Below are 23,706 nucleotides of genomic sequence, written 5' to 3' on the forward strand. Positions count from 1 at the left end.
TTACCACTCCACGGAACCGTCCCATGAAAAAGTCGCCCCTCGCGTTACTGCTGACCCTTGGTTTGCTCAACACCCCGTTTTCGGCTTTCGCGGCGACGGCGCCACTGGAGTTGGTGGGGCCGATCTCTGACTACAAGATCTACGTCACCGAACAACTGGATGAACTCGCCAGCCACACTCAGCAATTCACCGATGCAGTGAAAAAAGGCGACCTGGCCACCGCGAAAAAGCTCTACGCACCGACCCGCGTCTATTACGAGTCGATCGAACCAATTGCCGAGTTGTTCAGTGACCTCGATGCGTCCATCGACTCCCGGGTCGACGACCACGAAAAAGGCGTGAAGGCCGAAGACTTCACCGGTTTCCATCGCATCGAATATTCATTGTTTTCAGAGAGCAGCACCCAGGGTCTGGACAAGCTGGCTGACGACTTGAACAAAGACGTGAAAGACCTGCGAACCCGCGTCGCCGGCCTGACCTTCCCACCGGAAAAAGTCGTCGGCGGCGCCGCTGCGCTGCTTGAAGAAGTGGCCGCCACCAAGATATCCGGCGAGGAAGATCGCTACAGCCACACCGACCTCTATGATTTCCAGGGCAACATCGACGGCGCGAAGAAAATCGTCGACCTGTTCCGTCCGCAGATCGAGAAGCAAGACGCGGCATTCATGGCCAAAGTCGACAAGAACTTCGCTACGGTGAACAAGACGTTAGCCAAGTACAAAACTACAGGGGGTGGTTTTGAAACGTATGACAAGGTGAAGGACAGCGACCGCAAAGCGCTGGTCGGGCCGGTGAATACCTTGGCTGAGGACTTGTCGATGTTGCGGGGGAAGTTGGGGTTGAACTGAATATCGGCGTTGTCTGTGAAAAGATCGCAGCCTTCGGCGGCGCCCACAGGCGCGGAGCTGCCGAAGGCTGCAATCTTTGCTTTTGAGCCCTACAAAATCCGATACAACAACCGCTCGATCCGCACCCGACTCACACGCTTGAGAAACTTGGCCACTCCCGCCGGGTAATCCGGCAGCGTTTGCAGATCCAGGTAACGCTCAATACGGCGGGTGTGCTGGAAAATCTCTGCCAGTTCCTTGCCACGCGGCTCCAGCAACTCGCCTTTCGGATCATCAATCAGCAACGCATTTTCCAGGTCGAGACGGAACGCCCGTGGATTGAGGTTGTTGCCGGTCAGCAAGGTGTAGCGCTGATCGATCCACATGCCCTTGAGATGATAGGTGTTGTCACCATCCTTCCACAGATGCAGGTTCAGCTTGCCGCTGTCGATGTTGCGCTGATGGCGCTTGGCGAAACGTCGCAGGCTGATTTCGTAGAGGTATGGCAGCGCCGCGATCACCTTGAACGGCTCGCTGGGCGGGATGTAGAAGTCGTTGGCGGTCTTGTCGCCGACGATGATGTCGATCTTCACGCCGCGAGCCAGGGCCCGATTGATTTCCCGGGTCACCGCCAGCGGCAGGTTGAAGTACGGCGTGCAGATGGTCAGCTGATGCTGCGCACTGGCGATCAGCTCGCAGATGACTCGACTCAACGGGTTGTTCTTGCCCACACCGAGCAACGGACTGACCGATAAACCGCCCTTTGCCGTGCTGCCCGCCGTGGTGTCGTACGCCGCGTGCTTGAGACGGCTGCGCAGGTCGCCGATGTCATGGCGCAGACTGCGGGTGGTCGGCAGGTTCGGCAGGTCTAGGCGATGCACCGCTTTGGAGGTGATCAAGCCGTGCTGGATCAAGTGATGCATCGAATCGGCGAGCGCCTGATTCTGCAGCAGGTGATAACGGTCGAAGCGGTACTTGTCGAATTTGTGCAGGTAAACGTTGTTCAGGCTCGCGCCGCTGTAGATCACGCAATCGTCGATCACGAAGCCTTTCAAATGCAGTACGCCGAACAGTTCGCGGGTCTGCACCGGCACGCCGTACACCGGCACTTCGCTTTCGTGGGTACGGGTGGTTTCCTGATACCAGGCTGAGTTGCCCGGTTGCTTGCCGGCACCGATCAAGCCGCGCTGGGCGCGCAGCCAGTCCACGACCACCACCACGTCCAGTTCCGGATGTGCCAGTTTGGCCGCGTGCAGCGCATCGAGGATTTCCCGGCCGGCCTCATCCTGTTGCAGGTACAGCGCAACGATATAGATACGCCGGGTCGCCTGAGCGATTTTTTCCAGCAGGCAACGACGGAACTCGGCAGCGCCAGAGAGGATGGTGACGGCATCGGCGGTCAGCGGAAAACTGCGCAATTTAGGCAGCAGAGAACGTTTGAAAAGCAACGGCATAGGGCTCGCAAAGGGTCGAATCCGAAGAGCCTGAGAGCTTACACCATGGATGGGTTTGGGTCTTGTTACTGTCTGTAAAGACCTCTTCGCGGGCAAGCCTCGCTCCTACGGTTTTTCGTCGTTTGGAACACAAATCCTGTAGGAGCGAGGCTTGCCCGCGAAGGCAATTTCATAGGCGCTACAAATAACTACTTGACCATGAAGAACGATCATTCTACTGTTAGCCACATGAACGAAATCATTAGCAACGACACACGCGACATCATTCTGGATGTCACCGAAAAGTTGATCTACAAAAGTGGCATCGCTGCCACCGGCATGGATCTTCTGGTGAAAACCGCCGGCGTCTCCAGAAAAAGTATTTACCGTTACTTCGCCAACAAGGAGGAGCTTGTCGTCGCGGCCCTGCAACGCCGCGATGAGCGCTGGATGCACTGGTACCGGAGCGAAGTCGGCAAGGCCCAAACCCCGGCCGAGCGGCTGCTCAACCTGTTTACCGTGCTCAAGGCCTGGTTCGTCTCCGAAGGCTTCCGCGGCTGTGCATTCATCAATACCAGCGGCGAAACCGGCGACCCGCAAGACCCGGTTCGCCTGGTCGCCAAAGACCACAAACAGAAACTGCTCGACTACGTGCGCGAGCTCTGTACCGAATATGGCGCAACAGACCCGGAGACGCTGGCCAGACAGCTGCTGATCCTGATCGACGGTGCCATTACCGTAGCGCTTGTGATGGGTGATCACAGTGCCGCCGATAATGCGCAATGCATGGCGCGAAAGTTATTGGACCTGTAACACTTTAAATAAGCCCGACAACTTGCTTGAACGTTAATTTGATAGGGAGACTTAATATGTCTACTGCCGAAGTTCGTCCGCCATTGCCGCCGTTTACCCGTGAATCGGCCATCGAAAAAGTTCGCCTGGCCGAAGATGGCTGGAACTCCCGTGACCCGGAACGGGTGTCTCTTGCCTACACCCTGGACACCCAGTGGCGTAACCGCGCCGAGTTCGCCCACAACCGCGAAGAAGCCAAAGCTTTCCTGACCCGCAAATGGGCCAAGGAACTGGACTACCGGCTGATCAAGGAACTCTGGGCCCACGGTGACAACCGCATCGCCGTGCGTTACGCCTACGAATGGCACGACGATTCGGGTAACTGGTTCCGTTCCTACGGCAACGAAAACTGGGAGTTCGACGAGAACGGCCTGATGTTCAACCGCTACGCCTGCATCAACGACCTGCCGATCAAGGAAAGCGAGCGCAAATTCCACTGGCCACTGGGTCGCCGGCCGGATGATCATCCAGGTCTCTCCGATCTAGGCCTGTAGACACAATCCCCCTGACCGATCGTTCCCGCGCTCCCGCTTGGGAACGATCGGCTGTACCCGGATAACTTTATGGGTAAGATACCGGCCTTTCCCCGCAGCCCTCTTCTGCGCCCTGCCGAATAAGCCCCATTCCATGCCTTTCGAACTCAGCGTTGACCTCACTACCCTGGCCGTTCTGGCTCTCGTCGCTTTCATTGCCGGTTTCATTGACGCCATCGCTGGCGGTGGCGGTCTGTTGACCACCCCGGCACTGCTGACCGCCGGCCTGCCGCCGCATCTGGTACTGGGCACCAACAAACTCAGTTCGACCTTTGGCTCGGCCACCGCCAGCTTCACCTTCTACCGCCGCAAGCTGTTCCATCCACGGCAGTGGATGCACGCCATCGTCGGCACGTTGGTTGGTGCGCTCAGCGGCGCCATCGTCGCTCATTATTTGCCGGCGGAATGGCTGAACAAGATGCTGCCGGTAATTGTGTTCGCCTGCGGCCTGTACCTGTTGTTCGGCGGCACACCGAAAGCGCCGCTGGACAGCGATGCACCGATCAAGAAAAAGTGGCAATCGAGTCAAGGCTTCAGCCTCGGTTTCTATGACGGCGTGGCCGGCCCGGGAACGGGGGCGTTCTGGACCGTCAGCAGCCTGCTGCTCTACCCCATCGACCTGGTCAAGGCCAGCGGCGTGGCGCGCAGCATGAACTTCGTCAGCAACATTGCGGCGCTGTCGGTGTTCATCTTTTCCGGGCAAGTGGACTGGATTATCGGCCTGAGCATGGGCCTGTCGGTGATGGTCGGCGCCTTCTTCGGCGCGCGCACCGCCATCAGCGGCGGTGCGAAATTCATTCGTCCGGTGTTCATTACGGTGGTGCTCGGCCTGACCGTGCGCCTAGCCTGGCAGCACTGGTTCAGCGTGGCCTAAGCGCCGCGCCACGTAGACGTCGATCAGGTAGCGGGCAATCGAGCGTGACGCCGGCAACGGCGGCAGCTCGTGCACGTTGAACCACTGGGCGTCTTCGATCTCGTCTTCCTGACAGACAATCTCGCCACCGGCGTACTCGGCATGAAAACCGAGCATCATCGAATGCGGGAACGGCCAGCACTGACTGCCCATGTACTGGATGTTCTTGACCTCGATTTGCACCTCTTCGCGAACCTCGCGAATCAGGCAATCTTCGGCCGACTCACCCGGCTCGGCAAACCCCGCCAACGTGCTGTAGACCCCGGTGACAAAACGCGGCGAACGGGCCAGCAGAACCTCGTCGCCACGGGTCACCAGCACAATCATGCTCGGCGAAATACGTGGGTAGCTGCGTAAATCGCATGGCTCGCAGTACATTGCCCGCTCGCGCGGCACCTGGATCATCGCCTGCCCGCAGTTGCCGCAAAAACGGTGCTCACGGGCCCAGGTACCGATTTGCGCGGCATAGCCCAGAACCTTGTAGACGGTGTGATCGCCCTCGAGCATGAACGCCCGCAGGCCTTTCCAGTTACAACCCGGCACGTCGCTGTGACTGCGCAGTTCCAGCAGGTACACCGGTTCGCCATCCAGGTGACCGATGCCGTGCTCGGCAAGAACCGACAAGTCCTGACGCTTGAGCCATTCCCGTGGAAACAGGGCGCCATTGTCATCGAACAAAAAGCCTTCGGGGCTGCGCGCCACGGCCCAGCCGCCGGGTTGATCGGTGTCCAGTACTGCAGTGGTCCAGCGTGAAGTCATGGTTAATCAATCCAGAAATTCGGGTTTCTGTTTGCTCATATGGGCGGCCATGGCCACGCGCAGATCGGTGGACTGCAGCATGGCGGCGTTCCACGTGGCGACGTATTCAAGGCCGTCGTCGATGCGATGGTCGCGCATGTAGCTGATCATCTCTTTGGTACCGGTGATGGCAATCGGCGACTTGCCGGCGATTTCGCGGGCAATCCCCATCACGCCTTCAAGCAGGCTGGCGGTGTCGCTGTAGACGCGATTGACCAGGCCAATGTTACGCGCTTCTTCGGCGCCAAAGGTGCGACCAGTGTAAGCCAGTTCACGCAGCATGCCGTCACCGATGATCCGCGGCAAGCGTTGCAAAGTGCCAACATCGGCCGCCATGCCGATATCGATTTCCTTGATGGAAAATTGCGCATCTTCAGCCGCGTAACGCATGTCGCAGGCGGAAATCAGGTCGATGGCGCCGCCCAGGCAATAACCCTGGACCGCCGCCAGCACCGGTTTGCGGCAGTTGTCGACGGCGTTGAACGACGCTTGCAATGCCAGGATCTTGCGCCGCAGCAGGCGCGCATTGCGGCCGACGTCCTTGCCCAGCTCATTGGCCACACCGGCGAGCATCATCAGGTCGATACCGGAAGAAAAATGCTTGCCGGCGCCACTGAGCACCACCACCCGGACTTCATCGGTATCATCGATCCACTGGAAAATCTCGATGATCTCGCTCCAGAACGCGGCGTTCATCGAGTTGATCTTGTCCGGACGGTTGATCTGCACATGGGCGATGTTATCGGCCAGTTCGACACTGAAGGCGGTGTATTGAGACATGGCAGTGATCCTTTACCGGACAGAAAATGAAGCCCGAACTATAACAAGGCATCTGTGTCGGCAGTAAGGCAGCGGTTCGGCCAAATGCGGGACTGGCTTCTGGATTTTCAGCGTCTGAACGGGCCTGCTCGCGATTGGCCGTACCACCGAAATTGTTAGAAACCGTCTTGGCGCGTGAACACAGTTGTCACTATGCTTGCGCCTGACTTTCCAAGGAGGAACCCTACCCATGCCGATTTCTTCACGCGCTGCCTTACTGGTCATCGACGTACAAAACGACTTCATTCCCGGCGGTCAATTGCCGGTGCCGGAGGGTGACCTGATTGTGCCCCTGATTAATCGTCTGGGTCACCAGTTCAAACAGGTCATCATTGCCCAGGATTGGCACCCGCCCGGCCACGCCTCGTTCGCTTCCAGCCACCCTGGGCACAAGCCTTACGACGTGATTCAGTTGCCTTACGGTGAACAGACGCTGTGGCCGGAGCATTGTGTTCGCGCCACGCCCGGCGCCGAGTTCCACCCGGAGCTGGACCTGCCCCACGCCCAATTGATCATCCGCAAGGGCTGCAACCCGGACATCGACAGTTATTCGGCGTTTCTGGAGGCGGATCGAACCACAACCACCGGTTTGGCCGGGTACCTGAAAGAACGCGGCATCGACACGGTTTACATGGTCGGACTGGCACTGGATTTCTGCGTGATGTTTTCTGCACTGGATGCGCGGGCTGCGGGGTTCAATGCGTTTGTGGTGATGGATGCTTGCCGCGCGATTGATCTGGAAGGGTCGCTGGCGGCGGCGATTGAGCGGATGCAGGTGGCGGGGGTTGGGTTGATTGAGTCAGCCGAACTGCTCGACTGAACTGCAGATCGTTCCCTCACCTGGCTCGTAGCAGCTGCCGAGCCCGCGAGGCTGCGTCCGAGGACGCAGTCCTCGCAAGTCCTGCGAATGCGGTTTTCCTGGAAGAACCGGTTGCCTGGTTTTACGAGTGCTGCGCACTCGAACGCAGCCTCGCGGGCTCGGCAGCTGCTACAACGAATGCGTCAGGCCGAGGTGGGCAGCCACAAACGGAACCGTGCGCCGCCCAATGGTGATGCCTGCGCGGTCAGCGTGCCGCCCTGCGCTTCCAGTGCTCGGCGGCTGATTGCCAGCCCCAGGCCAAACCCGCCTGTGGCGCGATCCCGACTGCGATCCAGCCGATAGAACGGCTCAAAGATCCGCTCCCGCTCTTCATCGGGAATGCCAATGCCATCGTCGTCCACCCAGATCTCACAGCCTTTGGCGCACACCTGCACACCAATCTGAATCCGCTTCTCGCAATAGCGCATGGCGTTGCGCAGCAGGTTCTGGATCGCCCGGGCGGTCAATCGCGGGTCCAGCGAGAAGCGTTCGAGCTGACCGTGCAGCAGCACATCAATGACGATTTCCGGTGACTCAAGCTCTTCATCGACGCTGCCCAAAATACTGTCGATGAATTCATCCAGCGACACCTCGACCTGATCCGGCAGCCGAGCCGGGTTTTGCAATCGGCTGTAGGACAGCAGCTCCAGCACCAGCTCATCCAGTTCGCGAATGTGCGCGACCAGGCCTTGCAGGCGTTCCCGGCTGGTGGCGGGCAAGTCGTCGGACAGCGCCAGGGCCAGGCCGAAATCCAGCCGCGTCAACGGCGTGCGCAATTCGTGGGACACGGCGTTGAGCAAGTCGCGCTGCTGGTTGAGCAGGTTTTCGATGTCGCCGGCCATGGTGTCGAACACGTTGGCCAGGCTGCCGATGTTGGAGCTGGGGGAAATCTGCGTGCGCTCGCTCAGGTGGCCCTTGCCGAAGCGTTCGGCGGTGCTTTTGAGACGTTCCAGGTCGCGCCAGTGCGGGCGCAGCCACAACAACAGGCAGGCCAGCATCGTCGCACCGATCAGCACGTTGATGCTCCAGTACAACCAACTGACATCCGTGGGGTCCGGTGGTACGACCATCTCCACCACCATCTGCTCGTTCAACGGTGTCACCGCCAGGGTGCGCCAGCCCCAGTCGCCGATGCGTACCACGTTCTCCCCGCGCTGCAAGCGTTCGCGCTCATCCAGGGTAAATTCGGTATCGTCGTTGCGGGTCAAAATGATGTGCAGCGGCTGGAACTCCTTGTCCATCTCCGCCGCCAGCGCCGGCCACTGCTCGACAGGCACCGTACGAAACTGTTTGACGATCAGCGTTTGCAAACCTCGGGAGTAATCGAGGTTGTAGGTCACAAAACGCTCATGGAAGACCTTGATCACCAGGTCCGGCACCAGGTAGATCGCCGCGCTGAACGAAACGATGGTCACCAGATACAGACGAAACAGGATTCTGAACATGGTTCAGCATTCCCACTCGGAGCGGCTGAACAGGTAGCCCTTGCCCCACACGGTCTTGATCTTGCGCGCCTCGCCGGCGTGGTCGTCGAACTTGCGTCGCAGTTTGGAGATGGCCACATCCACTGAGCGGTCGGTACCGTTGAATTCGATACCGCGCAGGCGTTGCAGAATCTGATCGCGGCTCAGCACTTCGCCGGCATGCCGGGCCAGCACCACCAGCAAGTTGTATTCGCCGCTGGACAGCTCGACCAGTTGCCCGCGCCAGGTCACAGTGCGCTCGGACAGGTCGATGCACAGGTTGCCCATGAGAATACGGTCATTAGCGGTCTGCGGTTCGCTGAGGCTGCTGCGACGCAACAGCGTGCGTACGCGGGCCAGCAACACACGGGGCTCGCAAGGTTTGGTGACGTAGTCGTCTGCGCCCATTTCCAGGCCCAGCACCTGATCGTGGCTGTCGTCACGGGCGGTGAGCATCAGGATCGGCAACGTCGCCGAATCGGCCCGCAGCAAGCGGCAGACCTGCAAGCCGTCGAGCCCCGGCAGCATCAGATCGAGAATCACCAGGTCCGGCGGACTGACCCGCGCGCGTTCGCGTACATGATCGCCGCGGCTGATCACGCTGACGGAATAACCGTTGCGTTCCAGGTAGCTGGCAATCAGTTCCGAGAGTGCGGTGTCGTCTTCGACCAGGAGGATGTTGGGCATGGGTGTTTCCAGAAAGTGCTGTGGCGACTGGCGGGGCCTCATCGTGGGCTTGCCCGCGAAGGCGGCCTGACCGTCGCAAAAAGTTTCAAGCTGCGAAGGATATACGCCCTCATGCATACGCGAGCAAAACCCTTACACAATTTCACACAGCACCAACAAAGCTTCACCGCTACCCTCATCGACTCCCCGTAGGATGCGGGTAGTCATTATTGGGGTATTTCCATGTCAAAGAACCTGCTTGCCACGCTCAGCCTGATTGCCCTGGCGTTGGCGCTGAGCGCTTGTGACCAGTCTTCGACCGCCGAAGAATCGGCACCGCTGGCCACGGTGCGCATCGAAACCGTCGAAGCTCGTCCTCTGTCAATCAGCAGTGACTTGAGCGGGCGGATTGCCGCGCCACGAATTGCCGAAGTGCGTGCCCGGGTTGCCGGCGTGGTGTTGCAGCGGGTCTTCCGCGAAGGCAGCGACGTGAATAAAGGCGACGTTCTGTTCCGTATCGACCCGGCCCCCTTCAAGGCCGACCTGGACAGCGCCGAAGCCGCGCTGCGCAAGGCCGAAGCCAACGCGTTCCAGGCCAGATTGCAGGAGCAGCGTTACGCCCAGTTGATCGAAGGCAACGCCATCAGCGCTCAGGATTACGACAATGCCCGAGCCAATGCCCGGCAGACCGCCGCCGATGTCGCCGCCAACAAAGCCGCGGTAGAGCGGGCGAAACTGAACCTCGGTTATGCCACCGTCACCGCGCCGATTTCCGGGCGCATCGGCCGCGCGCTGGTGACTGAAGGCGCGCTGGTGGGGCAGAACGAAACCACGCCGCTGGCGCTGATTCAGCAGTTGAACCCGATCCACGCCGACCTGACCCAATCGACCCGTGAACTCAACGACCTGCGCCGGGCCTTCCGTTCCGGCCAACTGAAGGAAGTGGGCCAAGGCCAGGCCAAAGCCACACTGATCCAGGACGACGGCAGCCTTTATCCATTGCCCGGCAAGTTGTTGTTCACCGACATCACCGTCGACCCGGGCACCGGTCAGATCATTCTGCGCAGCGAGTTCCCCAACCCGGACCTCGACTTGCTGCCGGGCAGCTTCGTTCGCGTACGTCTGGAGCAAGCGTTCAATCAGCAAGGCATCAGCGTGCCGCAACGGGCCATTCAGCGTGACAGCGCCGGTGTCGCCCAAGTGCTATTGCTCGACGCCGAACAGCGGGTCGGCCAGCAACCGGTAGAGCTGGGCCCGGTGCAGAACGATCGCTGGATCGTCACCCGCGGCCTCAAGCCCGGTGACCGCATCGTCACTGAAGGCCTGCAACACGCGCGCCCCGGTGAGAAAGTCCAGATCGACAACACCCCTCTTCCACTTGCCCAGGTTTCTGGCCAGTAAGCAGGACGCTTTTTATGCCGCAGTTCTTTATCGATCGCCCGGTGTTCGCCTGGGTGGTTGCCCTGTTCATCCTGCTGGCCGGTGCGTTGGCCATTGGGCAGTTACCCGTGGCGCAATACCCGAACGTTGCGCCGCCGAAAGTCGAAATCTACGCCACCTACCCCGGCGCTTCGGCGCAGACCGTGGACGAAAGCGTGGTCAGCCTGATCGAGGGCGAACTCAACGGCGCCGACCATCTGCTGTACTTCGAATCCCAGAGCAGCCTCGGCAGCGCCACCATCACCGCGACGTTCCAGCCGGGCACCAATCCGGAAATGGCCCAGGTCGATGTGCAAAACCGCCTCAAAGCGGTTGAGTCGCGCCTGCCTCAGGCGGTCACCCAGCAAGGTTTGCAGGTGGAGAAAGTCTCCGCCGGTTTCCTGTTGCTGATCACCCTCACCTCCAGCGACGGCAAGCTCGATGACGTGGCGCTCAGCGATTACCTGGCGCGCAACGTGATGAACGAGATCAAGCGTCTGGACGGCGTCGGCAAGGCCCAGTTGTACGGCGCCGAGCGGGCGATGCGGATCTGGATCGACCCGCAGAAGCTGATCGGCTTCAACCTGACCCCGGCTGACGTCAATGCCGCCATCGTTGCGCAGAACGCTCAGGTTTCCGCGGGCAGCATCGGCGACTTGCCGACCCGCACCACTCAGGAAATCACCGCGACCGTTCTGGTCAAAGGCCAGCTGTCGACGCCTGAAGAATTCGCCGACATCGTGCTCAAGGCCAATCCTGACGGTTCTACCGTGCGCATCCGTGATGTAGCGCGGGTCGAGATCGGCAGCCAGGAATATCAGTTCTCCACACGCCTGAACGGCAAACCGTCCACCGCCGTCAGTGTGCAACTGTCGCCGGGCGCCAATGCCCTGAGCACCGCAACGCTGGTGCGGGCAAAGATGGACGAGCTGGCGCGCTATTTCCCGGCCGGTGTCGAATACAAGATCCCGTACGACACCTCACCCTTCGTCAAGGTCTCGATCACCAAAGTGGTTTACACCCTCGGCGAGGCGATGGTGCTGGTGTTTGCGGTGATGTTCCTGTTCCTGCAGAACATCCGCTACACGCTGATCCCGACGCTGGTGGTGCCGGTGGCGTTGATGGGCACGTTTGCGACCATGCTCGCGCTGGGCTTCTCGATCAACGTGCTGACCATGTTCGGCATGGTGCTGGCGATCGGCATCCTGGTGGACGACGCGATTGTGGTGGTGGAGAACGTCGAACGAATCATGGCCACCGAAGGCCTGTCGCCCAAGGAAGCCACGCGCAAGGCGATGAAGCAGATCACCGGCGCGATCATCGGCATCACCCTGGTGCTGGTGGCGGTGTTCATTCCGATGGCGTTCATGCAGGGCTCGGTCGGGGTGATTTACCAACAGTTCTCGCTGTCGATGGCCACGTCGATCCTGTTCTCGGCATTCCTCGCCCTGACGTTGACCCCGGCGTTGTGTGCGACGCTGTTGAAGCCGATTGCCAAAGGCGAGCATCACGAAAAAGCCGGACTCTTTGGCTGGTTCAACCGGCGCTTCGAACAACTGACCGAGCGTTATCAGGGCTGGGTCGCCTATGCGTTGAAACGCACCGGTCGTTACCTGTTGATTTATGGCGTGCTGCTAGTCGGCCTGGGACTGTGTTTCAGTCGTCTGCCCTCCTCGTTCCTGCCGGTGGAAGACCAGGGCTACACCATCACCGACATCCAACTGCCACCGGGCGCGAGCAAGAATCGCACAATAAATGTGGTGGAGCAGATCGAAGCACACAACGCCACCGAACCGGGCGTCGGCGACAGCACAGTGATTCTCGGCTTCAGTTTCTCCGGTAGCGGGCAGAACGCTGCGCTGGCGTTCACCACGCTCAAGGACTGGTCGGATCGGGGCAGCGACGACTCGGCGAGTTCCATCGCCGATCGCGCCAACATCGCGCTGAGCCAGATCAAGGATGCCATGGCTTTCTCGGTGCTGCCGCCGCCTGTTGACGGTCTCGGCACCTCCAGCGGTTTCGAGTTCCGCTTGCAGGACCGTGGCGGCCTCGGCCATGCCACGCTGATGCAGGCGCGTAGCCAGTTGCTGGCGGCCGCCGAGAAGAGCCCGATCCTGATGAACGTGCGCGAAAGTGCCCTGGCCGAAGCGCCACAGGTTCAGCTGATCGTGGACCGCAAGCAAGCCAACGCCTTGGGCATCTCCTTTGCCGACATCGGCAACGTACTGTCCACCGCTGTGGGTTCGGCTTACATCAACGACTTCCCCAACCAGGGGCGAATGCAGCGAGTGGTGGTCCAGGCCGAAGGCGATCAACGCAGCCAGGTCGCCGATCTGCTGAAGATTCACGTACGCAACAACGCTGAAAAAATGGTGCCGCTGTCGGCCTTCGTCCGGGCCAACTGGACCCAGGGCCCGGCGCAATTGACCCGATACAACGGCTACCCGGCCATCAGCATTTCCGGTGAACCGGCGCCCGGTTACAGTACTGGCGAAGCCATGGCGGAAATCGAACGGCTGGTGGCGCAAGGCCCGGCGGGGTTGGGTCAGGAATGGACCGGGTTGTCGTTGCAGGAACGCTTGTCCGGCAGTCAGGCGCCGATGCTGCTCGGTCTGTCGCTGCTGATCGTGTTCCTGTGCCTGGCGGCGCTGTATGAGAGTTGGTCGATTCCGACCTCGGTGCTGCTGGTGGTGCCGCTGGGTGTGCTCGGCGCGGTCCTGGCTGTGACCCTGCGCGGGATGCCCAACGACGTGTTCTTCAAGGTCGGGCTGATCACCATCATTGGCCTGTCGGCGAAGAACGCAATCTTGATCATCGAGTTCGCCAAAAGCCTGTATGACGAAGGTCATGACCTGATCGATGCCACGCTGCAAGCGGCGCGCCTGCGGTTGCGGCCGATTGTGATGACATCGCTGGCGTTCATTCTTGGGGTGGTGCCGTTGGCGATTGCTACCGGAGCCAGTTCCGCAAGCCAGCAGGCGATCGGCACCGGGGTGATCGGCGGGATGATCACGGCGACATTGGCGGTGGTGTTTGTACCGGTGTTTTTTGTGGTGGTGATGAAGTGGGTGCGCAAATCCGCCAAACCCCACTGACTCCACCTGTAGGAGCTGCCGCAGGCTGCGATCTTTTGACTTTGCTTTTAAAGATCAAGATCAAAAGACCGTCCGAACGCGGCCCGAGCCTTCGGCAGCTCCTACAAAAGCGACGTCGCGTGCGCTATGGTGCTGGAACGCACCATCAAAGTGAGTCTCCATGCCCTTCCTCGCCCGCACCCACCCTCGCCTGTCCGCCGCCGCCACCCTTGGCGTCGCGGCAGGCATTCTGGCTCCGGCCGATTCGATCCTCGGCAAAATCCTCATCGGCTGGAATGCCGGGGTCTGGACGTATCTGGCCCTGATCATCTGGCTGACCATGCGCTCCAAAGCCGACGACGTGAAACGCATTGCCGAAGTCGAGGACGAAAACGCCGGGCTGGTGCTGTTCACCGTGAGCATGGCTGCACTGGCCAGCCTCGCCGCCATCACCCTCCAACTAGCAGGCAGCAAAGATCTGGACACCTATCACCGGCTGTTGCACTACGGCTTTACCGGGATGACCGTGATCGGCTCGTGGCTGTTGATCGGGGTGATTTTCAGCGTGCATTACGCCCGGTTGTATTACACCTGGGAAGGCAAGGAACCTGCGCTGCGATTTGCCGAAGGGCTGACAACCCCCAATTACTGGGACTTCCTGTACTTCTCGTTCACCATCGGCGTGGCGGTGCAGACCGCGGATGTCGGCGTGGCCACGCGGGAGTTGCGCAAGATCGTGCTTGCGCAATCGTTGATCGGGTTTGTGTTCAACACGGCGATATTGGGGTTTTCCATCAACATTGCCGCCGGTTTGTTCAGCTGACGACCGCACCCTGCTCTGTTCAGCCTGGATACCAGCGTTTTGTGCCTGCATGCTGAGGCCATCCATTCACAGATTTTGACAGCTGTAACCTGTCAGGTTTGACAGTTTACAACCCGTCAGGAAAACGCTTCCATGGTGCATCCAGAGTTAGGGTCGGACGGCCTTTGGATACTTCCTTTTAGTGAACGGAGATCCTATTCATGAACGCTGTAATCAAACAAATCAGCTTTGCCCCAGGTAACTATGTTACTGCGAAGGCTTACGCCAACACTGGTACACCCTTCGAGGATTTCATTGCCACTTCCCGACTGATAGACCAGGTAAAAGTCGGCGTTCAACAACTTGATGCCGTACAGATTACGGCCATCGATCGACCCGCTTCGAATACTAAAGCCAAAAGCTATCCGGCACGTGAAATTATCATCATCCTCCCCAAGGACTTCCCGGTGGGCAAACATGCGATCAAAAGCAGTCCCGATGTGGCACTCAGCTTTAAAGACGACACCGTGGTAAGTGAAGCCATTTCAGGCGAAATCGAAATCGAACCGGCTGTCGACAGCGCTAACGTCAAAGCCAGGTTCAAGGTGGTCGTAGAGAATGCCGACGAAACTACATTTCAGCTCAATGGTGATTTTCAAGTTTTGAAATATTAACCGCTGTGTAAACCTTATTCAGGACGGGACACACAGTCAAAAAAAGGGAAGCCAGCGCTTCCCTTTTTCATTCGCGTCAGAACTTGTAATGCGCCCCCATGTTCACGCCAAAGTCCTTGGTAACGCCATCGCCCTTGCTGGTATCCAGTTCCGCGTGTAGCTGCCAGCGGTCATTGAGGGTCCAGGATGCTCCGGCGGCAACCTCCAACTGATTGCCGGACAAGTTATTGTCGAATTCATTGTTATTGACGCGCACCTTATTGGTCTTCACGAACTCATGAACGCCAGCAACACGCACATGAGGTTGCAGGACGCTGCCGTCAGACAGCGTCATGCCACGTCCCAGCGTTACACCCGCCTTGCCAAGCACGGAACGTGTGGTGTCGGCGTCGACCTTCAGGCCATTGTCCAGACTGAAGTCCTTGCCTTGCACGGAGGCTGCCTGCCATTGAGTGAACACCTCTGCGTAATAGCCGTCCTTGAAGTCGATGCGCTTGCCGAACTCGACCGATGCACTGGCCCCCAGATTGTTGTAGTTGCCTTTGGTTTTGGTGTTATCGCTCAGTGCCACATTGGCTTCATTGCGGAAGTGATTGAGCTTGGCCACCGTATCCAGGTAATAGCCACTATCACCCAGCCAGGTGCCATAAACGCCGAGGGATGTACTGCCGATTTCACCGGAGCTGCCACGGCTCAGATCGAGATCGGACTTGCTGTAACCGGCAAACACACCCAGCAACACGCGCTCGCCCGCGATCTCCACCGGGGTATCGACCCCCATCGACAACCCGTACTGCCGCTGGCTATAGCCGTTCCCGTAGGCATTGTTGCCGATGCTGTACCGACTGCCGAAAGACCGGACCCATCCGCCGGTTTGCCCGCCATTGACACGTAGATCGCCCATCCGGTTGTTCAATAGAGCCATTTCGCCGTAGGTCACCGCAGGCGTCGTGCCGGTAATCGCCAATATCGAGCGGGTCGGTGTGCTGACGACTTCCTTGTCGGGCTGCAAGTACCAGTCATTCCCGTCCTTCACCAGTCTATAGGTGAACGCCCCGACATCGACCTGGTTGTTGACGAGGCCGTATTGCGCGTTTGAAGCAACGCTCTGCACCACCTTGATCGAAGCATCATTGACCGGATCGAAACCCGAACTGCGAACCAGCAACTGATGATTGCCGGCAGCGCTTGCAGTGATATTCAACAAATCACTGATGCCCTGGTTGAAATCGGTACTCATCCTGAATGTACCGTTGCCCGCCAGGTTGGCCACGTTCAGTTGAAAATATTCCTGATTAGTGCCTAATCGGACTCCGCCGCCATTGCTGAGTGTCAGGTTGTTCACCGACTGGCTGCCGGTCATCTGCCAGAGCGCCTGATTACTGATGGCGAAATTGGCGACGTTGTTCACTTGCCCCGTCAGGCTCGCCCCGTTATCCAGTGTCAAGCCAGAAGCACTGCCCGTCGCAGCGTTGACGTTGCCGGTCATGATGCTCTGGTTGTTGATGGACACGCTGGCGACATTGTCCAGGTTACCGCTCAGTGTCGAACCATTATCAAGCGCGACACTTGAAGCACCCAGCACGTTACCGGTCATACGTGCCTGATTATTTAACACGGCGGTCGTGACGTTTTGCAGGTCCCCGGTCAACGATGCATTGTTCTGCAGCGTGACGTTGGCGGAACTGCCGGAAGCCACCGTTACATTACCGGTCAATGCGCTGTTATCCACAAGGAAACCAGCCGAGGCGCCTCGCCTGACTTCCAGCAACGTATTGTTGCCTGAGACCAGGCTCGAGCCATTACGCACTTCGATGTTGGCCACGGTCGGAAAGTTCGGCGCGTTGATGCCGACCACCAACGCCGACCCTGTCTTGCCTTCGACACGGGTAGCGTCCAGAACGATGGTGGTTGGAATGACAGTCGATACTTGCGTGTCGGTGCCCACCGTCACGCCATTGAGGCCGCCGGTGATCGTACTTCCGGTGGCCGACAGTGAACCCTCCAGCATCCGAATCCCGAAACTGGTGGCGCCAGTCCCTTCAACAGTGGAATTTCGCAGATTGAGGACGCTGAACCGGTTGCCCGCGATACCTCCTTGCGAACCTCGAACGACAGACCCATTGCGCAATGTCACATTCGAACCACCGACGCTGGCGACGTTTCGTACCGCAGAGATGCCGATGCCGGTGGCACTGTTGACGCTCGAGTTGTCCAGGTTGGCGCTGGCGTTGGTCAGGGAAATACCTGAACCCGTTGCGGCGCTGACGTTTGAGCCAGTCAAGTTGAACACACCACCAGCAGCACTGGTCATCTGCAGTGTTGTGGCATTGGTGGCGTTCAACGTAGCGTTGCTTTGAAGCTACCAGGTTTGCAGGGGTGTCGTGGCGTCGATGGCTTGAGTGGTGCCCGCCGGAACAGTGGCAGCCTGAGTCATCGATGAATTCATCAGAAGAGGCATCAGGGTTGCCACCCAGAAGCTGATCGATGATTTCAAAAAAGGAAATTGCGACTTTGGCAACATAGTTGAGTCCTACTCGATTGCATTCCATCAGGAACGAGTTTCCGACTCAAACGGTGTGCGAGCCGGACTAAAACGGTCGCCAGACTACGGATAACTTTCCCGGGGATATGTAGGATCAATCTCCGTCTTTGTACGATTTATCCCCTTGCTTCGTAAGCTCGTACGTATCTGACTTCACCTCCTCGGATGAGGACGACAATTGCTGTCGCCCTTATCCTCGGAAGTTTCATTCGAAGCGCTGCTGATCCGTTATCAAGGACGGTTCTGCTCGCAATACACCAGGCTCGAGTTCAAGAGCGCCACGGGGACGATGACCTCGGAAGTGATTCCGTTGACCGTATACGCGATGCGCGCAAAACGGGTGGCAGGTCGCTGACCCGGGCCGGGGCTTGGCAGCTGGATCGTCCTGATGGCGGTGTAGTCCGTCAGGTTGAATTCCAGCACTCCGGTCGCTGGCATAGGCCTCGAATCCGTGATCTGAGTGCCGGGAATTGCAGCCCCACCCGCCGTGTTGGTGACCCGGCCCTCAAATTCCAGGTTCACTATTGCGCCTGTAGGGATATTGGGATCGCGCAGGATCCTGATCCGCAGGCTGCGCGCCGCGTAAGGCGGCATCGGCCCGTTCGCTACAGTCGGGTGATCCATGCTTGGACAGTTGATGGAAGTCGCGACACGCTCCGGCACCAGGGTCCCGGTGGCTGTTCTGAAGGCTGAAACAATGATCTGTGGCGCCGGGAGATCGATCACGACCGCCGTTACGTTAACCGGGGTCACCGGTGTCTGCGTCATCACGTTCGCGCTGCCAGGGTATCCGATGGTGATGTAGGCTTCTCGCGCCATTGCACCGCTGCCATTGCCTTCGGCCAGGATCGTGTCCCAAGGCAATTGCGTGGTGACCGTCGTATCCCCAGCCTGCACGCCCACCGGGCTCCCTACTTGCTTGCCCTGGTAGTAGAACGTCACGATTTCACGCCCTGTCACCAGTCGGTCTGGATCTGTCCACAATGTCCAGGTCATGGTGGCGGCAAGCCCTGCCTGGGCCGGGCCGAGTGTGTTCGGAGCGGGCACCGGAGCGCCTGCGCCCTGAACCACCACCGGCACAATGTTGGGGTTGGTCAGATCTGGCAGGTTCGGTTGCTCAGGCCCGGCGTACGAAAAATCGACAACGCCAAATTGCTGCGGCTGCGAAACCGGGTTGACCGGAATCGTAGGGCGACTCAATTCGTACCAATACTCAAACTGCTCCTCGTCCTGTCTGTTGGGGTTACCAAAAACTTGCGCCCAGAAGTCGTAGTCAATCACGAACGTCAATGGACCTGGTGTACCGGCAGGTGGAATTTGCTGTTCAGGCAGATCGTAGACATTACCGTCCGAATCGGAGATATGCGGGATGATCCGGTCACCTGGACGCGAGTTGAGCGGGAAATCGATTTCCATCACGGCTTTGGAAGGAGGAGGTGCCACCGTCGCAAAAGTGATGGGCGTTTGCCCGTTGGGGCCGGTGACCGGGATCCTTGGAATGCCCAGTACCGGGGCGGGGGCACTTACCCGACTGAACAGCAACGTGATGGCCGAGTTGTTGCTGATATTTCCTGGCGCATCCTTGAGGTTATAGGAATAAAAGTACGAACCATCCCTCAACGCCTGCAGATCGGCCAGAGGAATGTTGATGACCCCGCCAACCGGCAGCGGAAAATCGATGACAGAGGCTCCGTTGACGTCGCCCTGCATCCCTGTAAATGTTGTTTGCGTAGAAACATAGATACTGACGCGATCGGTTAACGCTTCGAATTTTGTATAGCCGGTAGGAATGGGCAAATCGAGACCGCCGGCGTTGGCGGGATCCGCCAGCCAGGCGTCGTCAATCCTCGTAGGCAAGCCAGTCTGGCTGATCAACACAGGCCGTGTGCCGGTGCCGTTGCCCGTACCGGGTTGGCGCTGGTAAGGCGCGGTCAGATCGACTTTGAACTCAAGAGGTGGATCAGATATATCGGGGTTGGTGTGGGCGTCATAAATAATGAATGTCGCGCCGTATTCCGCGTATTCGCCGTTCATATCAAACCTGTCGACCAGTCGATCGAGTGCAGCTCCAGTCACGTCAAAATCGATCGGAAACGTCCAGTCAGCCGCTGGCTGATTGGCTTTCAACAACTCCAAAACCACCCATGTCGGGTCGAACTCTATGGGCTTGACCCCTTTCGGGTGCACGTGAAGTTCGATTCTGTGAGCGCCTTCAGGCGTTTTGTCATCGACATCGGCCAATTGAAATTTGACCCGTCTGTCGACTTTCAGTTGTTGATAGGGAATTCGGCCATCAGGCAACACACCGACAATAGTCGGAGGCAAGGCAAGGACACCGCCAGATTTAACCTGCATATTCATGTTTGTATGCTCCATGGATGACCCAGATCGCTGGAGACGTCCTGCAATTCAGGTAACCCCACAAGGTTGCGTTGGGAAAGACCGGTTCCTTCAGGTTGACCGGGACCGGGCGTTTGAGGATGAACACCTGCGCCACCGAGTCATCCTCGTTCTCGGTATCTCCAGACGTCACCTTGTAGGTCAGAGTGATTTCACCTATCAGTTGCAGGAACTGCGAGGGCAAGTGGATCGAGGTCGGAAACACCACCGGGACGGGAAAAAGGTTGTTGTAAAAACGAGTGTCGGACGTTGCCCCAGGCTCTCGAATCCAGATCTGCAGCAAATCACTCTTGCCAGGTTCGAGCGAAGGTGCGAGCCAAGGGGGGATTCGCAGTGTCACGCCATTGAGGTGCGCGTCCGGCGGAAGCACCTTATCGGCACCGACACCGTCAATGCTTAATGGCGCGGCGAATATTCCGATGGGTGTCGTTGTGCTCATTCGCCGTTCTCCAGAGGCCTTGAAAACCCTTTGCTTCGGGAGAAATTAAACGCAGTAATCGCGATCTCGCCTACTGTCAGATCTGACAGGTTTAACTACCGCTGGTCGGAATACTCCGGCCCTGTCGTCGGGTTCAGATCTTTTCAAGCTTGACGAGCCGATGGGTTATGCGGTTACCTGAAACCGGTTTCAGACCTTGCGGTCGCCCCTGAATAATTCCAATAAGAAGGCTGTCTATCCGTGAACGACTTCTCCGCCGCCCAGCGCAGCCGCGTCACCATGCTCGACGTCGCCGAACACGCGGGCGTCTCCAAGGCCAGCGTCTCGCGCTTCATCGGCGATGACCGCGCCCTGCTCTCCGATGCCACGGCCCTGCGCATCGAGCAGGCGATTGCCGAATTGGGCTACCGCCCTAACCAGATGGCCCGCGGCCTGAAACGTGGGCGCACGCGTCTGATCGGCATGTTGGTGGCCGATATCCGTAACCCTTATTCGATTGCTGTGATGCATGGCGTGGAAACCGCCTGCCGTCGGCACGGCTACAGCCTGGTGGTGTGCAACACCGATCGCGATGACGAGCAGGAACGTCAGCACCTGGCGCTGCTGCGCTCGTACAACATTGAAGGCTTGATCGTGAACACCCTCGGCCACCACGTGGATGAGTTGCGCGAATTGCAGCAGGAAATGCCCATGGTGCTGGTGGATCGCAAGGTCGAACAGTTCGATAGCGATCTGGTGGGGCTAGACAATCCTGCCGCCGTTGAAATGGCCCTCGCCCACCTGCAAGAGCGCGGTTATCGCGATGTGCTGTTGGTGACCGAGCCGTATGACGGCACCAGTTCACGGATCGAGCGGGTCAGCAGTTTCAAGGCGCAGATTGCGCAACGTCCGGCGCTCTCAGGCGCGGTAGTTGAAACCGGCGGTGATCTGACCAGCCGCTTGAAAACCTTTCTTGAAACCCCTGGCCCTGGCCCGAAAGCGCTGTTTTGCGCCAACGGCATCGCTGCGCTGGCCAGCACCCATGCGTTGCGTGAATTGAAGTGCAACCTGTTTGAGGATATCGGGCTGATCGCCCTGGATGATCTGGATTGGTATCCGTTGGTGGGTAGCGGGATTACCGCCCTCGCCCAGCCGACCGAGGACATTGGCGCAAGTGCGTTCGAGTGTTTGCTCAAGCGTTTGCGCGGGGATGGCGGGCAGGTGCGGACTTTGGATTTTGCGGCGCGGTTGATCGTGCGGGGGTCGACTCTTGGGCATTTTCGGTGACTGAAAGAACGGCATCGACCACTGATATTTCTTTGAACATTTTTTTTGAACAGAAATGAAACCGGTTTCAGAGGTGATAACAATGAACAAACCACCCGTTTCCATCAGCCTGTCCAGCTACGGCGCCGAGCTTGTGCGCCAACGCGGCCAGGGCAGTTTTGTCGAGGTGCTGGCCGCTGCCGGCGCCACGCACATTGAATGGCGCGAAGAGCTGCTGACCCTTGAAGACCCCGCGCAATTGGCCGACGCTACGCAATCCCGGGGCCTGGAAAGCGTGTATTCCTCGCCGCTGGAGTTGTGGCTGGCCGGGCAATCGGCGCCCAACCCTGAATTGCTCTCGACCCTGCAACGCGCCGAGGCATTCGGCGCCCAATGGCTGAAAGTCTCCCTGGGTTATTTCACCGATAACAATGACCTGCAAACACTGGCGCATGTGTTGCAGCAGAGCCCGGTGCAATTGCTGGTGGAAAACGACCAGACCTTGCACGGCGGCCGCATCGAGCCGTTCCAGCGTTTCTTCGCCGACGTCGAGCAGCATCCGTTGCCAATAAAAATGACCTTCGATATCGGCAACTGGCAATGGCAGGACCAGTCCGCCGCCAGCGCCGCGCGCATGCTCGGTCGACATGTCGGCTACGTGCACTGCAAAGCAGTGGCGCGTCGGGTCGACGGCAAACTGGTGGCGATACCACCGGCGGCCAGTGACTTGCACCTGTGGCAACAATTGCTGCGGCACATGCCCCAGAACGTGATGCGCGCAGCGGAGTATCCGCTGCAAGGCGATGACCTGGTGCAGTTAACCACCGAACACGTTGCTACCCTCGCCTGCCTCGGCCAATCCCGCCTGGAGCCTGCGCATGTCTGAGATCGAGATTCTGTCGTTCGGCGAGACCATGGCGATGTTCGTTGCCGAGCAGAACGGTGAACTGGCCGACGTCGGCCACTTCCACAAGCGCATTGCCGGGGCCGACAGCAACGTCGCCATTGGCCTGTCGCGATTGGGCTTTAACGTCGCCTGGCTGAGCCGGGTGGGCGCCGATTCTCTCGGCCGTTTCGTCATCGATACGCTGAAGAAAGAAGGCCTGGATTGCAGCCACGTCGACATCGACCTGGCCCACCCCACCGGGTTTCAACTCAAATCCCGCGCCGATGACGGCAGCGATCCGGTGGTCGAATATTTCCGTCGCGGTTCGGCGGCCAGTCACTTGTCGGTGCAGTCGATTTCCCCGTCGCTGCTCAACGCCCGGCACTTGCATGCCACCGGCATTCCTCCGGCGCTATCCGCGTCGGCCCGGGCAATGTCCTTCGAACTGATGACCCGCATGCGCGATGCCGGGCGCAGCGTGTCGTTCGACCCCAACCTGCGCCCGAGCCTGTGGGCCAGCGAACAGCAGATGATCAGCGAGATCAACCGCCTCGCCGCCCTCGCCCATTGGGTACTTCCGGGTTTGAGCGAAGGACAGTTGCTGACCGGTTTCGAAGACCCCGCCGATATCGCGGCGTTTTACCTCGACCAGGGCGCCGAAGCCGTGGCGATCAAGCTTGGCCCGCACGGTGCGTATTACCGCACGCATCAGGATGAAGGTTTCGTTGCAGGCGTACCCGTGGCAACAGTGGTCGATACGGTCGGTGCCGGTGACGGGTTTGCCGTCGGCCTGATCAGCGCCCTGCTGGAAAACCACAGCGTTGCCCATGCCGTACAACGTGCCAACTGGATCGGCAGCCGCGCGGTGCAGAGCCGTGGGGATATGGAAGGCTTGCCCACCCGGGCCGAAATGGATGCTGAATTTGAGGACGCCGTTCGCGGGCAAGCCTCGCTCCTACAGGGTTCGGGGTGTACGCCCGTAGGAGCGAGGCTTGCCCGCGAAGGGGCCCTCACCATTAACGTAAAAATTTGAATCAGACTCCGTTACCTGCTGCGACA

20 protein-coding genes are annotated in these 23,706 nt (G+C 59.1%); 12 read left to right on the forward strand and 8 right to left on the reverse strand.

Going from position 1 to position 23,706, the window contains the following annotated elements; translation table 11 throughout:
- Window positions 1-23: 23 nt before the first annotated feature.
- The gene (gene efeO / locus AC07V0_RS00940; RefSeq protein ID WP_495019287.1) at window positions 24-848 is read left to right on the forward strand and encodes an iron uptake system protein EfeO; all 825 of its coding nucleotides are present in this window, start codon (window positions 24-26) and stop codon (window positions 846-848) included.
- A gap of 89 nt (window positions 849-937) precedes the next feature.
- On the opposite strand, the gene pssA is transcribed toward efeO, so the two are convergent.
- Window positions 938-2,281, reverse strand: a complete 1,344-nt coding sequence (gene pssA, locus AC07V0_RS00945; protein ID WP_495019288.1) for a CDP-diacylglycerol--serine O-phosphatidyltransferase — start codon at window positions 2,279-2,281, stop codon at window positions 938-940.
- Between the two features lie 228 nt (window positions 2,282-2,509).
- Here pssA and AC07V0_RS00950 point away from each other — a divergent pair, with 228 nt between their 5' ends.
- From AC07V0_RS00950 to AC07V0_RS00960, 3 genes are all read left to right on the forward strand, one after another.
- Complete coding sequence (locus AC07V0_RS00950; RefSeq protein WP_495019289.1) at window positions 2,510-3,073, forward strand: TetR/AcrR family transcriptional regulator; 564 nt, start codon at window positions 2,510-2,512, stop codon at window positions 3,071-3,073.
- A 56-nt stretch (window positions 3,074-3,129) separates the two neighbouring features.
- On the forward strand, window positions 3,130-3,606 hold the full coding sequence (locus AC07V0_RS00955) for a nuclear transport factor 2 family protein (RefSeq protein WP_018929120.1): 477 nt from the start codon (window positions 3,130-3,132) through the stop codon (window positions 3,604-3,606).
- A gap of 133 nt (window positions 3,607-3,739) precedes the next feature.
- A complete protein-coding gene (locus tag AC07V0_RS00960) occupies window positions 3,740-4,519 on the forward strand; it encodes a TSUP family transporter (protein WP_019578834.1) in 780 nt (259 codons plus the stop codon).
- Here AC07V0_RS00960 and nudC read toward each other — a convergent pair.
- Both nudC and AC07V0_RS00970 read right to left on the reverse strand, forming a co-directional pair.
- Window positions 4,487-5,317, reverse strand: coding sequence for an NAD(+) diphosphatase (gene nudC, locus AC07V0_RS00965; RefSeq protein WP_018929118.1), 831 nt, complete (start codon window positions 5,315-5,317; stop codon window positions 4,487-4,489). The two genes, AC07V0_RS00960 and nudC, sit on opposite strands and share 33 nt — an antisense overlap.
- A gap of 6 nt (window positions 5,318-5,323) precedes the next feature.
- A complete protein-coding gene (locus tag AC07V0_RS00970; protein WP_018929117.1) occupies window positions 5,324-6,136 on the reverse strand; it encodes a crotonase/enoyl-CoA hydratase family protein in 813 nt (270 codons plus the stop codon).
- Between the two features lie 229 nt (window positions 6,137-6,365).
- Between AC07V0_RS00970 and pncA the strand changes: the two genes are divergently transcribed.
- Window positions 6,366-6,995, forward strand: coding sequence for a bifunctional nicotinamidase/pyrazinamidase (gene pncA / locus AC07V0_RS00975; protein WP_111453290.1), 630 nt, complete (start codon window positions 6,366-6,368; stop codon window positions 6,993-6,995).
- 182 nt (window positions 6,996-7,177) lie between these two features.
- Here the strand turns inward: pncA and AC07V0_RS00980 are convergent, their stop codons facing one another.
- Window positions 7,178-8,479 carry an ATP-binding protein gene (locus AC07V0_RS00980; RefSeq protein WP_018929114.1) on the reverse strand — a complete coding sequence of 434 codons (1,302 nt, stop codon included), beginning with the start codon at window positions 8,477-8,479 and terminating at the stop codon, window positions 7,178-7,180.
- Between the two features lie 3 nt (window positions 8,480-8,482).
- A complete protein-coding gene (locus AC07V0_RS00985; protein WP_018929113.1) occupies window positions 8,483-9,184 on the reverse strand; it encodes a response regulator in 702 nt (233 codons plus the stop codon).
- 222 nt (window positions 9,185-9,406) lie between these two features.
- On the opposite strand from AC07V0_RS00985, the gene AC07V0_RS00990 reads away from it, so the two are divergent.
- The 4 genes from AC07V0_RS00990 to AC07V0_RS01005 all read left to right on the forward strand — a co-directional run bounded on the left by AC07V0_RS00990 (window position 9,407) and on the right by AC07V0_RS01005 (window position 15,132).
- Window positions 9,407-10,564, forward strand: a complete 1,158-nt coding sequence (locus AC07V0_RS00990) for an efflux RND transporter periplasmic adaptor subunit (RefSeq protein ID WP_138867501.1) — start codon at window positions 9,407-9,409, stop codon at window positions 10,562-10,564.
- 14 nt (window positions 10,565-10,578) lie between these two features.
- A complete protein-coding gene (locus AC07V0_RS00995) occupies window positions 10,579-13,677 on the forward strand; it encodes a multidrug efflux RND transporter permease subunit (protein WP_495019290.1) in 3,099 nt (1,032 codons plus the stop codon).
- Window positions 13,678-13,837: 160 nt separating this feature from the next.
- Window positions 13,838-14,479, forward strand: coding sequence for a DUF1345 domain-containing protein (locus AC07V0_RS01000; RefSeq protein ID WP_019649642.1), 642 nt, complete (start codon window positions 13,838-13,840; stop codon window positions 14,477-14,479).
- A gap of 200 nt (window positions 14,480-14,679) precedes the next feature.
- Window positions 14,680-15,132 (forward strand): hypothetical protein, encoded by a 453-nt coding sequence (locus AC07V0_RS01005; protein ID WP_111453287.1) that lies wholly within the window; start codon window positions 14,680-14,682, stop codon window positions 15,130-15,132.
- Between the two features lie 76 nt (window positions 15,133-15,208).
- Here AC07V0_RS01005 and AC07V0_RS01010 read toward each other — a convergent pair whose 3' ends face one another.
- From AC07V0_RS01010 to AC07V0_RS01020, 3 genes are all read right to left on the reverse strand, one after another.
- On the reverse strand, window positions 15,209-17,416 hold the full coding sequence (locus AC07V0_RS01010; protein ID WP_495019291.1) for an autotransporter outer membrane beta-barrel domain-containing protein: 2,208 nt from the start codon (window positions 17,414-17,416) through the stop codon (window positions 15,209-15,211).
- Window positions 17,417-17,908: 492 nt separating this feature from the next.
- A complete protein-coding gene (locus AC07V0_RS01015; RefSeq protein ID WP_495019292.1) occupies window positions 17,909-20,038 on the reverse strand; it encodes a hypothetical protein in 2,130 nt (709 codons plus the stop codon).
- On the reverse strand, window positions 20,022-20,516 hold the full coding sequence (locus AC07V0_RS01020; protein WP_495019293.1) for a hypothetical protein: 495 nt from the start codon (window positions 20,514-20,516) through the stop codon (window positions 20,022-20,024). Before AC07V0_RS01020 ends, AC07V0_RS01015 begins: the two co-directional genes overlap by 17 nt.
- Before the next feature lie 240 nt (window positions 20,517-20,756).
- On the opposite strand from AC07V0_RS01020, the gene AC07V0_RS01025 reads away from it, so the two are divergent.
- From AC07V0_RS01025 to AC07V0_RS01035, 3 genes are all read left to right on the forward strand, one after another.
- Complete coding sequence (locus AC07V0_RS01025; RefSeq protein WP_495019294.1) at window positions 20,757-21,782, forward strand: LacI family DNA-binding transcriptional regulator; 1,026 nt, start codon at window positions 20,757-20,759, stop codon at window positions 21,780-21,782.
- An 82-nt stretch (window positions 21,783-21,864) separates the two neighbouring features.
- Window positions 21,865-22,647 carry a sugar phosphate isomerase/epimerase family protein gene (locus AC07V0_RS01030; RefSeq protein ID WP_495019295.1) on the forward strand — a complete coding sequence of 261 codons (783 nt, stop codon included), beginning with the start codon at window positions 21,865-21,867 and terminating at the stop codon, window positions 22,645-22,647.
- Window positions 22,640-23,680, forward strand: coding sequence for a sugar kinase (locus tag AC07V0_RS01035; RefSeq protein WP_495019296.1), 1,041 nt, complete (start codon window positions 22,640-22,642; stop codon window positions 23,678-23,680). Before AC07V0_RS01030 ends, AC07V0_RS01035 begins: the two co-directional genes overlap by 8 nt.
- The last annotated feature ends 26 nt before the right edge of the window (window positions 23,681-23,706 follow it).

This window comes from Pseudomonas sp. GW821-FHT01E10 (assembly GCF_059422365.1).

Bases quoted from the DNA above. Each gene is read 5' to 3' on its own strand.
- AC07V0_RS00990 (WP_138867501.1), top strand. From the start codon at position 9,407: ATGTCAAAGAACCTGCTTGCCACGCTCAGCCTGATTGCCCTGGCGTTG.
- AC07V0_RS00970 (WP_018929117.1), bottom strand. From the start codon at position 6,136: ATGTCTCAATACACCGCCTTCAGTGTCGAACTGGCCGATAACATCGCC.
- AC07V0_RS00950 (WP_495019289.1), top strand. From the start codon at position 2,510: ATGAACGAAATCATTAGCAACGACACACGCGACATCATTCTGGATGTC.
- AC07V0_RS00995 (WP_495019290.1), top strand. From the start codon at position 10,579: ATGCCGCAGTTCTTTATCGATCGCCCGGTGTTCGCCTGGGTGGTTGCC.
- AC07V0_RS01035 (WP_495019296.1), top strand. From the start codon at position 22,640: ATGTCTGAGATCGAGATTCTGTCGTTCGGCGAGACCATGGCGATGTTC.
- pssA (WP_495019288.1), bottom strand. From the start codon at position 2,281: ATGCCGTTGCTTTTCAAACGTTCTCTGCTGCCTAAATTGCGCAGTTTT.
- AC07V0_RS00960 (WP_019578834.1), top strand. From the start codon at position 3,740: ATGCCTTTCGAACTCAGCGTTGACCTCACTACCCTGGCCGTTCTGGCT.
- efeO (WP_495019287.1), top strand. From the start codon at position 24: ATGAAAAAGTCGCCCCTCGCGTTACTGCTGACCCTTGGTTTGCTCAAC.
- AC07V0_RS01015 (WP_495019292.1), bottom strand. From the start codon at position 20,038: ATGAATATGCAGGTTAAATCTGGCGGTGTCCTTGCCTTGCCTCCGACT.
- AC07V0_RS00985 (WP_018929113.1), bottom strand. From the start codon at position 9,184: ATGCCCAACATCCTCCTGGTCGAAGACGACACCGCACTCTCGGAACTG.
- AC07V0_RS00980 (WP_018929114.1), bottom strand. From the start codon at position 8,479: ATGTTCAGAATCCTGTTTCGTCTGTATCTGGTGACCATCGTTTCGTTC.
- pncA (WP_111453290.1), top strand. From the start codon at position 6,366: ATGCCGATTTCTTCACGCGCTGCCTTACTGGTCATCGACGTACAAAAC.
- nudC (WP_018929118.1), bottom strand. From the start codon at position 5,317: ATGACTTCACGCTGGACCACTGCAGTACTGGACACCGATCAACCCGGC.
- AC07V0_RS01020 (WP_495019293.1), bottom strand. From the start codon at position 20,516: ATGAGCACAACGACACCCATCGGAATATTCGCCGCGCCATTAAGCATT.
- AC07V0_RS01030 (WP_495019295.1), top strand. From the start codon at position 21,865: ATGAACAAACCACCCGTTTCCATCAGCCTGTCCAGCTACGGCGCCGAG.
- AC07V0_RS01000 (WP_019649642.1), top strand. From the start codon at position 13,838: ATGCCCTTCCTCGCCCGCACCCACCCTCGCCTGTCCGCCGCCGCCACC.
- AC07V0_RS00955 (WP_018929120.1), top strand. From the start codon at position 3,130: ATGTCTACTGCCGAAGTTCGTCCGCCATTGCCGCCGTTTACCCGTGAA.
- AC07V0_RS01005 (WP_111453287.1), top strand. From the start codon at position 14,680: ATGAACGCTGTAATCAAACAAATCAGCTTTGCCCCAGGTAACTATGTT.